Raw genomic sequence first — 15620 nt, 5'->3', positions numbered from 1 at the left:
ATTTCTAAGAACTGCAGGATAATGTAGAGCAGCCTGTAGTATCATCATAGGTTGAAGGTCTTTTTGCAGAAAATTCAGGATATAATTCTTCGTAAGGATTTTCTAAAGCCCGGGTTAATTTTTCCAGCATTTCGGTTTTTCCTGTGCTGATCTCCTCAATACATTGGTAAAGAAGATAATTCCTCAGGGTAAATTTCGGGTTGGAATTTCTCATCAGGGACAATGATTCTTCTTTTGAAATCTCATTTGATGATAATCTTACTTCATATTTTTTTGCAAAATCTTCCAGTTTTTTCACTTTTTCATCATTCAATACCGAATAAGAAATATTTTCAAAAAGAGAGCTGATATTGCTGTCTGGATTTAATTTTTCAAGCCGGTTGAAAAACAAAGTGTAATCCAGGTGAAGTTCCTGCATCAGCCCCTGCCAGTTGGTAAAGAATTCTTCATCACTTTCCCTCAGTTCATCAAAGCCAAATTTCCTGCACAGCATTTTGTCATGGGCCTCCCAGAAATAAGTTCCGTAATGGTTTAAAGTATCTTCTAAAAATTTTTCATCTTTGATGAGCGGGTGGAGGGCATTTGCAAGCTGCCAAAGATTCCACTGTGAGATCTGGCCCTGTTTTCCGAAGGCATATCTTCTTCCCGGAAGGTCTGTAGTATTCGGGGTAAAATTCAGATCATATTCATCCATCATCGAATAAGGTCCGTAATCTATGGTTAAACCTAAAGCAGACATATTATCAGTATTCATCACACCATGCACAAATCCAACCCTAAACCATTCTGTCATGAGATCTGCCGTTCTGGTGCATATATTTTCAAAGAAATCCTTGTATTTCTGGACACCGTCTGAAACAATTTCCGGATAGTAGTTTTCAATGGTGAAATCGGCAAGGTCTTGTAAAGTATTATATTCTCCCTGGGCAGACATCAGTTCAAAATGTCCGAAACGTAAGAAACTTTCCGCCGTTCTGATTACTGCAGCTCCTTTTTCCAACTGGGGATTTCCGTTGTACATCATATCCCTTACCACATCTTCGCCGGTGAAAGCAAGGCTTAAGGCTCTGGTTGTAGGAACTCCCAGGTGGTACATAGCCTCACTCATCAGGTATTCACGTACGGAGGACCTCAGCACAGCTCTCCCGTCCGCATGTCTGGAATAGGGGGTTGCTCCGGCACCTTTCCACTGTATTTCTGTTTTTTTTCCAAGCTGACTGGTAATTTCTCCGGCAAGTATGGCTCTTCCGTCTCCAAGCTGTCCTGCCCAGTTTCCAAACTGGTGTCCTGCGTAGGCAGTAGCATAGGTTTTTACATTTTCAGGAAGCTTGTTTCCTACGAGGAAATCCAGATCTTTTTCATCATACTTTCCCAGTCCAATCTCTTCGGACAGGGCTTCATTAAAAGCAATTAGTTTTGGGGTACTAAAGCCTGCCGGATCTATTGTTGCAAATAAAACTTTTGGAGTGTTTCTCTGCATCGGGTTGCCGGAAAGATCCCCAGGAAATATATCGGTAAAAGGTTGTCTGATCTGTTCAATATTCATAGGTCAAAGGTATTAATTATAAAAGAAAAGACCTTCCAGATTATTGAAAGGTCTTGTGTATTTCTAAAAGAGAATTTATTTATTGAAATCTACCTCATCGGTGGAGTGAAGATTTTCATTAATATTTTCTTCTTTCTTTTCTGTACTTTTTTTAGGGGTTGGATCTACCGGTTTTGGATTTTTGATCTCATCAATGGTCTGAAGTCCGCCATCATCTCCATATCCTTCACCGAGGCCTTTCAGATTTGAACATCCGTCTTTCCAGTCTGATGGTCTGGTAAACTTATCGTCAGGAGTAATTCCCAGAGATTTGTCTGCCCATACTTTCTTCATGAAGATAGCCCAAATTGGCAATGCCATTTTCGCACCCTGACCTTCCCCGGTTCCGAAGAAGTGGGTTGCCCTGTCTTCCCATCCTACCCAGGCTCCTGTTGCCAGTTTTGGAGTAATACCCATAAACCAACCGTCAGAGTTATTCTGCGTAGTACCTGTTTTACCTGCAATTTCAACTGCTTTGGAAATTCCTTTTCTTCCCAGCTCTCCTGAAGCGGTACCGAATTGTGCAACACCTTTCATCAGTTCAATCATGGTGTAAGCATACATTGGGTTCATTACTTCTTTTGGCTCTACATTTACTTCTTTAATTACCCTTCCATTGGCATCTTCAATTCTCCAGATCATTTCAGGTTTATTGTAGTTTCCATAGTTGGCAAAAGTACTGTAGGCACCAAGCATCTCATAAATTGTAATATCTGATGAACCTAAAGCAATGGTATTGTTTCTAGGAATGTCTTCAGTAACTCCTAAGTCTCTTGCTGTCTGGATAACGGCATCTACACCTGTCATTTCAATGAGACGCGCAGCTACCGGGTTTTGAGAGTGTGCAAGTGCATCTTTTAAGGTCAGCATTCCGCCTCTTCCCGGAACATGCCATCCTTTGTGGTCATAAGTACCGTTAGAAACTGCTGAACAAGGTGTCATGCCAAGTTTCATAATAGCAGTAGCGTATACGAAAGGCTTGAATGTAGATCCTACCTGTCTTTTACCTTGTTTGATATGGTCATACTGGAAATGCTGCCAGTCTATACCACCTACCCATGCCTTGATCTCACCACTTCCCGGAACCATAGACATTAAGCCTGCCTGTGCAATTTGCTTGTGGTATCTGATAGAGTCCCAAGGTGACATTTCAACTTCTTCTTCACCAGCCCATGTGAACCTTGAAGTTTTGATTGGCTTATGGAATTCCAGTAAAATGGAATCTTCAGAAACCCCTGCTGCTTTCAATTGCTTGTAACGGCCGGTTCTCTTCATTGCCTGAGTCATTACACTGTTGACCTGTTTATCCGTTAAATAATAGAAAGGTCTGTTTTTTCTGCCTCTTTGCTCAGCATCAAATCTTTTTTGAAGATCAGTTAAGTGTTCCTTGATTGATTCTTCTGCATATTTCTGCATTTTTGAATCAAGAGTTACATATATCTTTAAACCATCTTTATAAAGGTTAAGTTTCTTTCCGGTTTCCTTTTCGTAGCCTTCAAGATATTTATCAATTTCCTTTCTTAAATAAAATTTGTAATAAGCAGAGTAGTCATCATTAATATTTTTGATAGGATGATAGTCTACCTCAACAGGTGTATTGATAGCTTTATCATAAGTTGGCTGATCCAGATAACCTGTTTCATACATTTGCTGTAAAACAACATCTCTTCTTCGTTTTGCCCGTTCCGGATTTCTCATCGGGTTATTGGCAATCGGAGCTTCCAGCATAGCTACAAAAACGGCTGCTTCAGGAAGGGTAAGTTCTGAGGTTGTTTTATTAAAATAAATCTTGGAAGCCATTTCAATACCGTTCGCATTGTATGTAAAATCGAACTTATTGAAATATAATGTAATGATCTCTTCTTTGGTATAGCGCTTTTCTAAACTTACGGCAACGGACCATTCTTTTAATTTCTGGATAACCCTTTTGATCGGGTTTTTAGATGGTTCTTTGGTAAATAATAGTTTAGCCAGCTGTTGGGTGATGGTAGAGCCCCCACCTCTGTCTCCTCCGTATCTGACAGCTCTCAGGATAGATTTTAAATCAATTCCCGAGTGTTCTTTAAAACGCTCATCTTCCTTTGCCTGTAAAGCATAGATAAGATAAGGAGGTAACTGTTTGTAGGTAATCGGCTGCGTTTTTTCCTTCTCAAATTTTCCAAGCAAAACACCGTCCGATGAAATGATTTCAGAAGCTACATAGATATCAGGATTTTCAAGTTCCTTTACATCCGGCATTTCTCCAAGAAATCCCTGGGAAACAGCAAAGAAAAGTCCTGAAATACCTAAAACTACTGCAATGAGTCCGATCCAGATGAATCTGACCCATTTCTTCCAAGACGTATCTTTCTTTTTTTTGGGAGGAAGCGGGAAAGTCTTTCCCTTGTTTCCTGCATTTTGTCTGTTGTCTTCCATTTATGGTTACGGTTTAGCCGTTTCTACTTTTACTCCAATGTCTTCAATTCCCGGAAGGTTGTCATTTCTCATCGCCTGGATCAGGCTGATTTCATATTTTCCCTTTCCCGGAAATTGGTAGTTCATTTTATACTGAAATAATGCTTCCTTCGTATCACCAAAACCTGTACCAAGCCATTCTCCGTTTGGTTTTGCCAGTACATAATTAAGGGTATCTGTTTCCTTCTTTTTGTTCTGGAGATTGGTGAAGTTTACAATAAATCTTATATTGCTGTAAGGATATGTATTGTTATTTCTTACGACAAATATAATATTTTTAGGATTCTGCGGATCTGAAACTTCAAGATTAAATTTTTGCTCACTTTTCTTATTCCATTTATTGTTAACAGAATTCATAATGACATTCTCCCCGGAGGAAGACTGGCAGCTTAAGAAAAGGATAAGAGGTAATAATCCTAAAATTTTACGCATTTTTATCTTTTTTTGGAGGATATTTCTTTTTAAAATTTTTCTTGTTCGGGTTCTGCTGTTTTTTTTCAGGATCAGAAGAAGCATCAGTTTTTTCCGTTTGTGCTTTTGGCTGCGGTTTAGGCTGTGGCTTTTGCTGTTGTCTCTGCTGATTTCCGGCATTGGCATTAGGATTTTCTGATCTGTCCGGTCTTTCAGTCCTTTCCGGTCTGTTTTTCCTTGGTCCCTGTCCTTGTCCTTGCTGTCCCTGAGTCTGTCCGTTGTTGTTTGGCCTGTTTTGGTTTCTGTTCCTGTTGTTGCCTCTGTTCTTTTTTTCGAATCGGTCTACATTGTTTTCCTGGATCAGGTCAATGGTCTGAATAGAGGTTTCAGGCTGTTTCAGATCTTCCAGAGGAAGAATTTTTTCACCTCTTTTGTTTTTGGCAATCAGTTTTTTAATAAGGTCAATGTCAAAATCATACCATGCCATAGAACTGTCTACATAAGCAAACCACATTTTCTTCTTGAAAACGTCAATTTTAATGCAGAATGCTCTTCCTTTTTCTGTGTCTAAAGTGGTAGAAGAAGAAGGGAAGTTGCTCAAAGCATCAAGATAACTGTCCAGTTCATAGTTCAGACAGCATTTTAGCTTTCCGCACTGGCCTGCAAGTTTTTGAGGATTAATACTTAACTGCTGATATCTGGCTACATTTGTATTAACAGATCTGAAATCCGTAAGCCACGTTGAACAGCATAGTTCTCTTCCGCAAGATCCGATACCTCCGACTTTTGCCGCTTCCTGTCTGAAACCGATCTGTTTCATGTCGATCTTTGTTCTGAAAGCACCAGCGTATTCCTTTATCAACTGTCTGAAATCCACTCGGTTATCAGCTGTATAATAGAAGGTGATCTTTGAAGCATCACCCTGATATTCCACATCGGTTACCTTCATTTCAAGGCCTATTCTGTGAGCGATTTTTCTCGCTTCAAGCTTTACGCTGTCCTCTTTTTTTCGGGCTTCCTGCCAAACCTCAAGGTCTTTCTGGTTAGCCTGTCTGTATATTTTAAGTATTGATTCTTCAGAAGTTTTTTTCTTTTTCATCTGAATCTTTACTAATTCTCCGGTAAGGCTTACAACGCCTACATCGTGTCCCGGGCTTGATTCTACTGTTACTACGCTACCTATATGTAAAGGAATATTGTTTACATTTTTATAAAACGATTTTCTATCATTTTTAAATCTAACTTCCACTAAATCACACCTGTTTGTTGCAGGATTGTTGATGTTGGAAAGCCAGTCGAAAACACTTAATTTATAACTATTACCACAGGTATTTACATTTTCACAGCCACTCGCGGTTTTTTTCGGTCCGCATGAATGGGAAGAATCGCCGGATGTTTTGCATCCACAACTCATATAACTATTTTTTATAATCTTGCAAATTTATGTAAATTTATCTTTATGCAATTCTAAAATAATTAAATATTCAATATCGCTGTTGTTTAACATTAAACGTGAAAAATATATATGCTTTTAAAAGTTGATAAGTAACTATATCAGATATATTTATATTAAAATATTTTCAAAATGCTATTTTAAACATAATTTTCTTTTGGGATATCGTTTAAAATATTAAGAAATATTAACAGGTGTATCCAAAATAATTTTATATTTGGGTTATATAATAACAGTCTATGAAAAAAATATTAGTATCAACTGCTTTATTGGCGGGTGTTTTATCTTACGCAGGAGGCTTCAGGGTATCTCTGCAGGGAGTGAAACAATTGGCAATGGCGCATACTAGTGCTCATGCCGAAGATGCAAGTGTGGCATTCTTTAACCCGGCGGGTATGTCCTTCATTCCTTCCAAACTGAGTATAGTGGCAGGAGGTTTCGGTGCAAGTAATAAAATTACTTTTCAAAACATGAATACCTTACAGAGTACAGAAACAGATAATCCTATGGGGACTCCGTTATATGCTGCGGTTGCTTATAGACCGATAGAAAACCTGTCTGTAGGTTTCAGTTTTACAACACCTTTCGGAAGTACTATTCAGTGGCCAAGCGACTGGGAAGGGAAAGAGATGGTGCAGAAGCTGGAGCTTAAGAGCTTCTATTTTCAGCCTATGGTCTCTGTGAAACTGGCTCCTTGGGTGTCTTTCGGGGCAAGCTATATTTATGCAAAAGGTAAAGTAGACTGGGATAAGGCTGTAACACAATTTGGTGGTGAGCTGAATATTAAAGATGATAAGGCAAGTGGACACGGTTATGGGTTCGGATTCTATTTCAGACCTGATCCGAAATTAGATGTGAGTATTGCTTACCGTTCACCGATAGATATGAAAGCTAAAAAAGGAACAGCTACATTCAAGTTCCCTTCTGCAGCTATTTATCCGCTATTGGGACTTGATCCTAGCACAGGACAGGACAAATTTACAGCAACTCTTCCTTTGGTAGAAGAATATACAATAGGTTTAACATATAAGATAACACCAAAATGGTTGGTTTCAGCTGACTTTAATTATCACGGATGGGAAAGATACAGTAAGCTGACTTTGGATTTTGCTAATGCCCCGGTTGGGAATCAGGCGGATCCTACAGTATTGGTGGCTCCTAAAAACTTCAGAAACTCAAAAACATTCAGATTGGGTACACAGTATGCATTCACAGATATGATTTTTGGACGTTTAGGTGCTTATTATGATGAATCTCCATATACTGACGAAAACTTTATTCCGGAAACACCTTCATTCAATACTTATGTAATTACCGGAGGTTTAGGCTTTAAACTAAAGCAGTTTGGAGTTGATATAGCAGGAGGATATGCACTTCCTCAGGCCAGAGATGTAAAAAATGCTACCCTTGGTTTCAACGGACAGGCAAAAGCCAGAGCATTCTACTTTGGTTTAGGTTTATCGTACAACCCTTTTTAATTGAAAGACTATGAAAAAAATTATAATATCAACACTTGCTGTTTCCGCACTTCTTTTTACAACAAGCTGTGAGAATGATTTCGATACTGATGTAAAAGATATTCAGGTGACTAAAGGAGATGCAGATTTCTCCAAGTATATTTCCCTGGGTAATTCCCTGACTTCAGGTTACAGAGACGGAGCGCTTTACAGCAGCGGACAAAGTGAATCTTATCCAAGTATAATTGCAGCTCAGATGCAGCTTGCAGGCGGTGGAGCGTTTAAACAGCCCATGATGCCAAACGATGTGGGAGGATTTATAGGATTGCCTGGCTTTCCTGGAAAATTGACTCTTCAGGTAGCTGCCAATGGAAGCTTAAGCCCTGTTGCAAGCAGTCCTGCTGCTGCATTGGACAACGTAGCTGCAGGCGGACCTTATCAAAATATGGGAGTTCCCGGAGCAAAATCGTTCCACTTGGTTGCGCCAGGTTACGGAAGTGCTGCTAACCTTGCTATAGGAGCTGCCAATCCATATTTTGTGAGATTTGCCACTTCAACAACTACCACTGTTTTAGCAGATGCAATGGCTCAGAAGCCAACATTCTTCTCTCTTTGGATCGGTAATAACGATGTATTGTCTTATGCTACCAATGGAGGAACCAACTCTCAGACTGTAGGTGGTGTTACTACTTATACTCCTGCAACTGTGCAAACCAATAATGTAAATCCTGCGACTTATAAATCCAATGATATTTCTGACCCTAATCTTGTAGCAGGTTCTATTAAAGCTGTACTGGATGGTCTTAAAAGTGTAGGGACAACAAAAGGAGTTATTGGAAATATTCCTTATGTTACAACTATTCCTTTCTTCACGACGGTTCCTTACAACCCTTTAACGCCAACAACTTTAGGAGCAAATTTAGCGGCACTTAACACAAGTTTGTATGGACCATTAAAGCAGGCGCTTACTGCTTTTGGAGCCGGGGATAGAATTAATTTACTTTCTTCCACTTCTGCAAATCCTGTTTTGATAAAAGACGTTGCTCTTACAGATTTGTCTGTTCAGCTTACTGCTGCCTTGACTCCTTCTTTAGGAGCACCTACAGCAGCAGCTTTTGGTCAAATCTTCGGTCAGGCAAGACAGGCTACTTCGGATGATTATATCCTTCTTACAACAAGTTCTTTAATTGGAACTAATGCACCAGGGGCACCGTCTCCTGTAAATGTTTACGGAATATCTTATCCGCTGCAAAATCAGCATGTATTAACAAAAACAGAAGCTTCTTACGTAAAAACAGCAGTAGATGCTTATAATAACTCTATAAAATCACTTGCTGATTCTTATGGACTGGCTTTTGTAGATGGTAATTCTAAAATGAGTGAGCTTAACGGAAAATCAGGTATTATTTACGATGGTGTAAGATATACTGCGAAATTCGTGACCGGAGGAGCTTTCTCTCTTGATGGAGTTCACCTTACAGGAAGAGGTTATGCAGTTATTGCCAACGAATTTATCAAATCTATCAATGCAAAGTACAATTCTACTTTACCACAGGTAGATCCTAATAAATATTCAGGAGTAAAATTTCCGTAATAATACAGGAAAATAAAAACTTAGAAACCACAAGAGTAATTCTTGTGGTTTTTTTTTAAATTTGCAAAATCTTTAAAAAGTAAAAATGGCCGATCAGTTAAGTTATCTATTTTGTACAAGAACCAGTAAGGACTTGGCAGAAAAAATTGCCCAATATTATGGGAAAGAATTAGGGAAAATCAACTTTCAGGAGTTCAGCGACGGGGAATTTGAACCTGTTTTGGATGAATCTGTAAGAGGAGGAAGAGTTTTCCTGATTGGATCTACCTTCCCGCCAGCAGACAATCTTTTAGAGCTTCTATTGATGATTGATGCTGCGAAAAGAGCTTCCGCAAAAAGCATTACTGTTGTAATTCCTTATTTCGGGCTTGCAAGACAGGACAGAAAAGACAAGCCAAGAGCTCCGATAGGTGCAAAACTGGTTGCTAATCTGTTAACAGCTGCAGGAGCAACAAGAGTGATGACCATGGATCTTCACGCTGATCAGATTCAGGGATTCTTCGAAATTCCTGTGGATCACCTTTATGCCTCTACTATTTTTGTAGATCATATCAAATCTCTGAATTTAGATAATCTTACAATTGCTTCTCCGGATATGGGAGGTGCAAAAAGAGCAAAGAACTATGCAGGACACCTGGGTGCAGAAGTAGTAATTGCTTACAAAGAAAGAAAAAAAGCAAACGTTGTTGAGGAAATGTTCCTTATCGGGGATGTAGCAGGCAAAAACGTAATCCTTATCGATGATATGATTGATACGGCAGGTACTCTTTGCAAAGCTGCAGAAATCCTGATGGAAAAAGGAGCAAAATCTGTAAGAGCTATGGCAACTCACGGGGTACTTTCCGGAAAGGCCTATGAGAATATTGAGAATTCCAAATTATTGGAAGTTATTGTAACTGACTCAATTCCTGTTAAAAATAATTTGTCATCTAAAATAAAAGTGCTATCTTGCGCCCCGTTATTTGCGGACGTTATGAAGATGGTTCATGAGCATCAATCAATTAGTAGTAAGTTTGTTATTTAATTGATTTTTAGCGGATTGCAAAATTAAACTGAACAATTTTTTAAATTTTTTATAAATGAAATCTATTACAATTCAAGGTACAAAAAGAGAAAGCGTGGGCAAAAAGTCTACAAAAGCTTTACGTGATGCTGAATTAGTTCCTTGTGTTGTTTATGGAGGTGAAGCACCTTTAAACTTCTCTGCTGAAGAGAGAGCTTTCAAAGGTTTAGTATACACTCCTGAAGCACACACGGTATCTATTGAGCTAGATGGAAAAACAATTCCAGCAGTTCTTCAGGATATTCAGTTCCACCCGATTACGGACAAAATTTTACATGCAGACTTCTACCAGTTATCTGACAATAAGCCGGTAATTATGGAAGTTCCTGTAAGAATTACTGGACGTTCTAAAGGTGTTGTGGCTGGTGGTGTTTTACGTCAGTCTTTCAGAAAACTAAAAGTAAAGGCTATCCCTGCAAACTTACCGGATGAGATCGTTGTTGACGTTACTCCGTTAAGAATCGGTAACAAGCTTTATGTAGGAGGAATCAAAACAGAAGGATATTCTTTCGTTCACCCTGACAATGCAGTTGTAGTGGCTGTTAAGATGTCTAGAAATGCAATGAAAGGTGCAGCAGCAGCTGAAGATGACGAAGAGGAAGAAGTTGCAGCTGAAGGAGCAGCTCCTGCAGCAGAAGAAACTGCAGCAGAATAATATTTGCTTATTCACAAACAATATAAAACCTGTCAATACATTGACAGGTTTTTTTATTTTATCATCGAATCTTTCTATCAACTGACAAGTATCAGCCTTTAATGCAATACGTTCTTTCAGAAAAAAAGACGTAAATTTGAAGTGTTCTAAATAAGAGCGATCTAATTTAAAAATTTAATAAATGTTTGACATTCAGGAAATAAGAAGTCAGTTTACTATATTAAACCGCGAAGTGAATGGTAAGCCTCTGGTTTACTTAGATAATGCAGCAACATCTCAGAAACCGGATTCTGTTTTGAAGATTTGGAATGAATATTATACACAGCTTAATGCCAATGTTCATAGAGGAATCCATACATTAAGTCAGTTAGCGACTGAAGAAATGGAGCTTTCAAGAAGAAAAATCCAGAAATTCATCAATGCGAAGCATGACTTTGAAGTTATTTTTACAAAAGGAACAACAGAAGGTCTGAACCTCATCGCTTATATTTTAACACAAAAGCTTAAAAAAGACGATGAGATCATTATCTCCTACCTGGAACATCATTCTAACATTGTTCCATGGCAGCTGCTTTGTGAAAGAACCGGAGCAAAACTCAGAGTGATTCCGATTGATGAAAATGGTATTCTTCAATTAAACTATCTGGATGAATTTTTAAGCGAAAAGACAAAGATAGTTTCTGTAAATCAGGTTTCCAATGCTCTGGGGATTGTGAATCCTATAGAAGAGATTATAACCAAAACAAGGAAAAATTCAGATGCTTACATTGTAATTGATGGGGCACAGTCTGCTCCTCACTTTGGGATTGACGTACAAAAGATGGATTGTGATTTCTTCGTGTTTTCAGGCCATAAAATGTATGCACCAATGGGAACCGGAATTCTTTACGGGAAACAGGAAATTCTGGAAGAGCTTCCGCCGTTTCATGGAGGAGGAGAGATGATTGCAACATGTTCTTTCGATGGAACTACTTATGCCGGACTTCCTTTTAAATATGAAGCAGGAACACCAAACGTAGGCGGAAATATTGCATTGGGTGCTGCTGTTGATTTTATTGAAAAAACCGGAAGACAGAATATTCAGAATCATGAAAATGCATTGCTGGAATATGCCCAGAGAAAACTTTTAGAGCTTGAAAACATCAAGATTTATGGTGAGAAGGCCAAAAGAACCGGTGTTGTTTCCTTTAACCTGGAAGGAGTGGGGATTTCTTCCGATGTAGGAATGATCCTAGACAAAATGGGTATTGCAGTAAGAACAGGACATCACTGTACACAGCCTATCATGGACTTTTTCAATATTGCCGGAACCGTAAGAGCCAGTTTTGCTGTCTACAATACTTTTGATGAAATTGACAAGCTTGTAGAGGGAGTAAAGAAAGCCCAGAAAATGCTCGGATAAAATATAAAAAGCAGTTGTTTATCAACTGCTTTTTTACTACTTAACTCTATTGAAAATTGTATTGTAGTTATTCCAATGGAAGACAGTCGCATTTTCCGTCGATAATAACCTGATAATATCCAATAGCACATTCAAGGCAGATTTCACCTCCTGCTACAATTGTTTTCAGTTTTTCTTTGCTTAATTTTTTCATATTGTTGATTTTAAAGAGTTGGTAATCAAATGTAAATATAATTCTTAAAAGAAAAAGCTTTTAGAAAATTTCCAGTTTTTGAGGCTTTTTGATTTGGGTAAAAATTATCCGGGCAGGTTATAAACAATAGATTCTTCCAATCTTTCAAATAGCAATTTTTGTCATCCATTGTTCTTATTCTTGGATTAATTTTACATGGTCTAAATTTAACTTAATGGAATTAATTGAAAAATTGAACTGGAGATTTGCTACAAAAGCAATGAACGGTCAGAAAGTACCACAGGAAAAAGTGGATAAAATATTGGAAGCCGCAAGACTGGCACCTACGTCCAGCGGACTTCAGCCTTTTGAAATCATTGTGATTACCAATCAGGAGGTGAAGGAACAGATTAAGCCTCACGCATGGAACCAGCCACAGGTTACAGACTGCTCACACCTTTTGGTATTTGCTGCGTGGGATAATTATACGGAAGAAAGAATCAATAAGATGTTTGATCTTACCAACGAAATCAGAGGATTTAAAAATGAAGGCTGGGAAAACTACAGACAGATGTTATTGGGAACTTATCCTCAGAGATCTGCTGAAGAAAACTTTACCCATGCTGCAAAACAGGCTTATATTTCATTCGGGGCTGCGATTATTGCGGCAGCTTTTGAAGAAGTGGATTCTACACCGATGGAAGGTTTCTCTCCTGAAGCAGTGGATGAAGTGTTAAATCTGAAAGAAAAGGGACTTAAAAGCGTACTGTTATTGCCAATAGGTTACAGAGATGCTTCAAACGACTGGCTGGTTAATCTTACGAAAGTAAGAAAACCTAAAGAAGCCTTCATTACCGAAGTGAATTAATTACTAATTTTTTCTCATAGAAAAAGCCCGTTCAATTATTTTGAACAGGCTTTTATTTTATAATAACCAATAGGATTAGGGTTACATGTTCGGTTTCCAGTCAACAACAGCTCTGATGAACGCTTCTGCATTTTCTACAGGAATATTCGGCAGAATTCCATGTCCTAGATTTGCGATGTATCTGTCTTTTCCGAAACGGTTGATCATTTCAGTCACCATCTTTTTAATCGTTTCCGGAGTAGAATGAAGTCTTGCAGGATCGAAATTTCCCTGAAGCGTCATCGTATGGTTCGTTAATGTTCTTGCAAATTCAGGAGTGATGGTCCAGTCAACACCCAAAGCAGATGCTTTAGACATTGTCATATCTTCAAGGGCAAACCAGCATCCTTTTCCAAATACCACAACGTGGGTAAGAGGACTTAATGCCTCAACAATCTGGTTGATATACTGCCATGAAAATTCCTGGTAATCGGTAGGAGAAAGCATTCCTCCCCATGAATCGAAAACCTGAACGGCAGAAACACCTTTTTCAACTTTTCTTTTTAAATAAGCAATCGTAGTATCTGTAATCTTCTGAAGCAGTAAATGAGCCGCTTCCGGCTGCTGGAAACAGAAAGATTTTGCAATATCAAATGCTTTGCTTCCTTTGCCTTCCACACAATAGCACAAGATCGTCCACGGAGAACCGGCAAAACCGATCAACGGAATTTCATTGTCCAGTTTCTGAAGAGTCAGTTCAATAGCATCAAAAACATAACCTAATGTATCATTTACATCAGGGACTTCAATATTCTGCACCTGTTCTGCTGTTCTGATCGGATTATCCAACCATGGGCCAACTGATTCCTTCATTTTGAAATCAATTCCCATCGCTTGAGGAACAACTAAAATATCAGAGAACAGGATCGCAGCATCCAGGGGAAATCTTCTGATTGGCTGTAGAGTGATTTCAGCGGCCAGCTCAGGAGTCTGACATCTTGTGAAGAAGTCATATTTATCCCGGAGAGAAATGAATTCCGGCAGATATCTTCCTGCCTGTCTCATCATCCATACCGGCGGTCTTTCTACAGTTTCTCCGCGGAGTGCTTTTAAATATAAGTCGTTTTTAATCATAATTTATTTAAACTGATATGGCCGTTCCCGGCACTTATTATTTTTACCAGCCTGTCAGCTGTTTAAAGTTCTTTTTTAATCAATCCAAAAATAGAAGCCAGATTATTGTCCTCTGATGTAAAGATCTCTTCTGCAGTGTATTTTCTCAGTTCACCTGAGGTGGTTGCACCAATTGAAAAAATCTTCATTCCTTCTAAAGAGTTGAGTTTTGCAAAACTACGAACTCCGCTTGGACTAAAAAAAACTGCAGCATGATATTTTTCAGGTACGGAAGGGTAGAGCTCCTCTGTTTTATAGATTGTGATCTTTTTGTAACTGATATTCTGTAAAGGAAGGTCCTTGTCCAATACATCGATGGCAAGATTACCGCAGAAATGAAGAAATTGCTCCTGCTGGCAGTTTCCAATGATAAACCTCGAAAGCGCTTCTGCATTTTTCAGAACTTTGAATGTTCCGAATCCGTGTTTTCTCAGTTCACGTTTCGTTTTTTCACCAACACAGTATATTTTATTGAAATTTTTTGCTGTAAAATCTTCGTTGGGCTTAAACTGATTTTCAAAAAATGATTTTACTCCATTCACACTTGTGAAAATCAATGAGTAGCTTTTTAAATCAAATACAGCTATTTTAATAGGTTCCGTCCTGATTACCTCAATACATTCAGCCGAGATATCCGATCCTAATTCTTTGGATAATAATGCGGCATCTATGGTTTTGGTAAACAGGATTTTCATCAGGGCTTGTCTTTTAAATTTAAATCAGTCACAAAAAGTCTTACTTTTTTCATGAAATCTTTTCCGGGATCATCTTTTCCGGTGAAATAATTCGGATCCGTTTCTTTCCAGAGCTTAGAGCCTCTGAAGGCACCATATTCGGAATGACCTATAAGATATTCGATATTATATTTTTTAGTTAAATGTCTCACCAGCTGAGCATTGGCCAAAACCTGCTTTTCTGTAAGCGGCTGACTTTTACTTCCTATATTTTCAATACCTATTGCACAATAATTGAGCCCTATGGTATGTCTTGCAAACATATTGGGCTCCATAAGCTGATAAATAGTGCCGTCCCGGTCTACAATGAATTGCGAAGAAACATTTAAAGTGCTTTGCTTTTTTAAAACATTTCTGGCAGACTCAAGATAGGTTTTATTGAAATATTTATAATTGGTTTCTACAGTTCCGCCTGCAGTATAATGCAGCACAATTATTTTGGGCGAAATAGTAGGAGACTTTTGTACAATATTATAATGATCTTTAAGATATTCTAAACTTAAGCGCACTCTCTCCTGAGAATAATCAATAGGTTTACTGATCGTTTTGAATTCATTGGTCTGGGCTTTTGTACAGAATGATATCAATACAAATACAGCATAGATAAGATTTTTCATAAA

Annotated in this window: 14 protein-coding genes; 6 read left to right on the top strand and 8 right to left on the bottom strand. The window is 38.5% G+C overall.

Annotation, left to right across the window (positions count from 1 at the left end):
- Positions 1-4: 4 nt before the first annotated feature.
- From ACQWU4_RS09460 to ACQWU4_RS09445, 4 genes are all read right to left on the bottom strand, one after another.
- A complete protein-coding gene (locus ACQWU4_RS09460; RefSeq protein WP_429935520.1) occupies positions 5-1546 on the bottom strand; it encodes a protein adenylyltransferase SelO in 1542 nt (513 codons plus the stop codon).
- A 75-nt stretch (positions 1547-1621) separates the two neighbouring features.
- Positions 1622-4000: a penicillin-binding protein 1A gene (locus tag ACQWU4_RS09455; protein ID WP_429935519.1), complete on the bottom strand. Its 2379-nt coding sequence runs from the start codon at positions 3998-4000 to the stop codon at positions 1622-1624.
- A gap of 6 nt (positions 4001-4006) precedes the next feature.
- Positions 4007-4471 (bottom strand): gliding motility lipoprotein GldH, encoded by a 465-nt coding sequence (locus ACQWU4_RS09450; RefSeq protein ID WP_429935518.1) that lies wholly within the window; start codon positions 4469-4471, stop codon positions 4007-4009.
- On the bottom strand, positions 4464-5864 hold the full coding sequence (locus ACQWU4_RS09445) for a PSP1 domain-containing protein (RefSeq protein ID WP_429935517.1): 1401 nt from the start codon (positions 5862-5864) through the stop codon (positions 4464-4466). The genes ACQWU4_RS09450 and ACQWU4_RS09445 overlap by 8 nt, the downstream gene beginning before the upstream one ends.
- 278 nt (positions 5865-6142) lie before the next feature.
- On the opposite strand from ACQWU4_RS09445, the gene ACQWU4_RS09440 reads away from it, so the two are divergent.
- The 5 genes from ACQWU4_RS09440 to ACQWU4_RS09420 all read left to right on the top strand — a co-directional run bounded on the left by ACQWU4_RS09440 (position 6143) and on the right by ACQWU4_RS09420 (position 12074).
- Positions 6143-7381 (top strand): OmpP1/FadL family transporter, encoded by a 1239-nt coding sequence (locus tag ACQWU4_RS09440; RefSeq protein WP_429935516.1) that lies wholly within the window; start codon positions 6143-6145, stop codon positions 7379-7381.
- A gap of 10 nt (positions 7382-7391) precedes the next feature.
- The gene (locus ACQWU4_RS09435; RefSeq protein WP_429935515.1) at positions 7392-8954 is read left to right on the top strand and encodes a G-D-S-L family lipolytic protein; all 1563 of its coding nucleotides are present in this window, start codon (positions 7392-7394) and stop codon (positions 8952-8954) included.
- Positions 8955-9039: 85 nt separating this feature from the next.
- On the top strand, positions 9040-9978 hold the full coding sequence (locus ACQWU4_RS09430) for a ribose-phosphate pyrophosphokinase (protein ID WP_429935514.1): 939 nt from the start codon (positions 9040-9042) through the stop codon (positions 9976-9978).
- Between the two features lie 55 nt (positions 9979-10033).
- Complete coding sequence (locus ACQWU4_RS09425; protein WP_429935513.1) at positions 10034-10672, top strand: 50S ribosomal protein L25/general stress protein Ctc; 639 nt, start codon at positions 10034-10036, stop codon at positions 10670-10672.
- Between the two features lie 181 nt (positions 10673-10853).
- Complete coding sequence (locus ACQWU4_RS09420; protein ID WP_429935512.1) at positions 10854-12074, top strand: cysteine desulfurase; 1221 nt, start codon at positions 10854-10856, stop codon at positions 12072-12074.
- A gap of 67 nt (positions 12075-12141) precedes the next feature.
- Here the strand turns inward: ACQWU4_RS09420 and ACQWU4_RS09415 are convergent, their stop codons facing one another.
- The gene (locus tag ACQWU4_RS09415) at positions 12142-12267 is read right to left on the bottom strand and encodes a GNAT family acetyltransferase (RefSeq protein WP_429935511.1); all 126 of its coding nucleotides are present in this window, start codon (positions 12265-12267) and stop codon (positions 12142-12144) included.
- A gap of 214 nt (positions 12268-12481) precedes the next feature.
- Between ACQWU4_RS09415 and ACQWU4_RS09410 the strand changes: the two genes are divergently transcribed.
- Positions 12482-13114 (top strand): NAD(P)H-dependent oxidoreductase, encoded by a 633-nt coding sequence (locus ACQWU4_RS09410; RefSeq protein WP_429935510.1) that lies wholly within the window; start codon positions 12482-12484, stop codon positions 13112-13114.
- 81 nt (positions 13115-13195) lie between these two features.
- On the opposite strand, the gene hemE is transcribed toward ACQWU4_RS09410, so the two are convergent.
- From hemE to ACQWU4_RS09395, 3 genes are all read right to left on the bottom strand, one after another.
- Positions 13196-14227, bottom strand: coding sequence for a uroporphyrinogen decarboxylase (gene hemE / locus ACQWU4_RS09405; RefSeq protein ID WP_429935509.1), 1032 nt, complete (start codon positions 14225-14227; stop codon positions 13196-13198).
- A 62-nt stretch (positions 14228-14289) separates the two neighbouring features.
- Positions 14290-14961: a uroporphyrinogen-III synthase gene (locus ACQWU4_RS09400; protein WP_429935508.1), complete on the bottom strand. Its 672-nt coding sequence runs from the start codon at positions 14959-14961 to the stop codon at positions 14290-14292.
- The gene (locus ACQWU4_RS09395) at positions 14961-15617 is read right to left on the bottom strand and encodes a peptidoglycan recognition protein family protein (RefSeq protein WP_429935507.1); all 657 of its coding nucleotides are present in this window, start codon (positions 15615-15617) and stop codon (positions 14961-14963) included. Before ACQWU4_RS09395 ends, ACQWU4_RS09400 begins: the two co-directional genes overlap by 1 nt.
- Between the last annotated feature and the right edge of the window lie 3 nt (positions 15618-15620).

The organism is Chryseobacterium sp. MIQD13 (assembly GCF_050496705.1).
Lineage (GTDB): Bacteria > Bacteroidota > Bacteroidia > Flavobacteriales > Weeksellaceae > Chryseobacterium.
The sequence above is the reverse complement of the archived record's forward strand: the minus strand, read 5'-3'. Positions and strand labels throughout refer to the sequence as shown.

Bases quoted from the DNA above. Each gene is read 5' to 3' on its own strand.
- ACQWU4_RS09435 (WP_429935515.1), top strand. From the start codon at position 7,392: ATGAAAAAAATTATAATATCAACACTTGCTGTTTCCGCACTTCTTTTT.
- ACQWU4_RS09460 (WP_429935520.1), bottom strand. From the start codon at position 1,546: ATGAATATTGAACAGATCAGACAACCTTTTACCGATATATTTCCTGGG.
- ACQWU4_RS09440 (WP_429935516.1), top strand. From the start codon at position 6,143: ATGAAAAAAATATTAGTATCAACTGCTTTATTGGCGGGTGTTTTATCT.
- ACQWU4_RS09420 (WP_429935512.1), top strand. From the start codon at position 10,854: ATGTTTGACATTCAGGAAATAAGAAGTCAGTTTACTATATTAAACCGC.
- ACQWU4_RS09410 (WP_429935510.1), top strand. From the start codon at position 12,482: ATGGAATTAATTGAAAAATTGAACTGGAGATTTGCTACAAAAGCAATG.
- ACQWU4_RS09425 (WP_429935513.1), top strand. From the start codon at position 10,034: ATGAAATCTATTACAATTCAAGGTACAAAAAGAGAAAGCGTGGGCAAA.
- ACQWU4_RS09455 (WP_429935519.1), bottom strand. From the start codon at position 4,000: ATGGAAGACAACAGACAAAATGCAGGAAACAAGGGAAAGACTTTCCCG.
- ACQWU4_RS09400 (WP_429935508.1), bottom strand. From the start codon at position 14,961: ATGAAAATCCTGTTTACCAAAACCATAGATGCCGCATTATTATCCAAA.
- ACQWU4_RS09415 (WP_429935511.1), bottom strand. From the start codon at position 12,267: ATGAAAAAATTAAGCAAAGAAAAACTGAAAACAATTGTAGCAGGAGGT.
- hemE (WP_429935509.1), bottom strand. From the start codon at position 14,227: ATGATTAAAAACGACTTATATTTAAAAGCACTCCGCGGAGAAACTGTA.
- ACQWU4_RS09445 (WP_429935517.1), bottom strand. From the start codon at position 5,864: ATGAGTTGTGGATGCAAAACATCCGGCGATTCTTCCCATTCATGCGGA.
- ACQWU4_RS09395 (WP_429935507.1), bottom strand. From the start codon at position 15,617: ATGAAAAATCTTATCTATGCTGTATTTGTATTGATATCATTCTGTACA.
- ACQWU4_RS09430 (WP_429935514.1), top strand. From the start codon at position 9,040: ATGGCCGATCAGTTAAGTTATCTATTTTGTACAAGAACCAGTAAGGAC.
- ACQWU4_RS09450 (WP_429935518.1), bottom strand. From the start codon at position 4,471: ATGCGTAAAATTTTAGGATTATTACCTCTTATCCTTTTCTTAAGCTGC.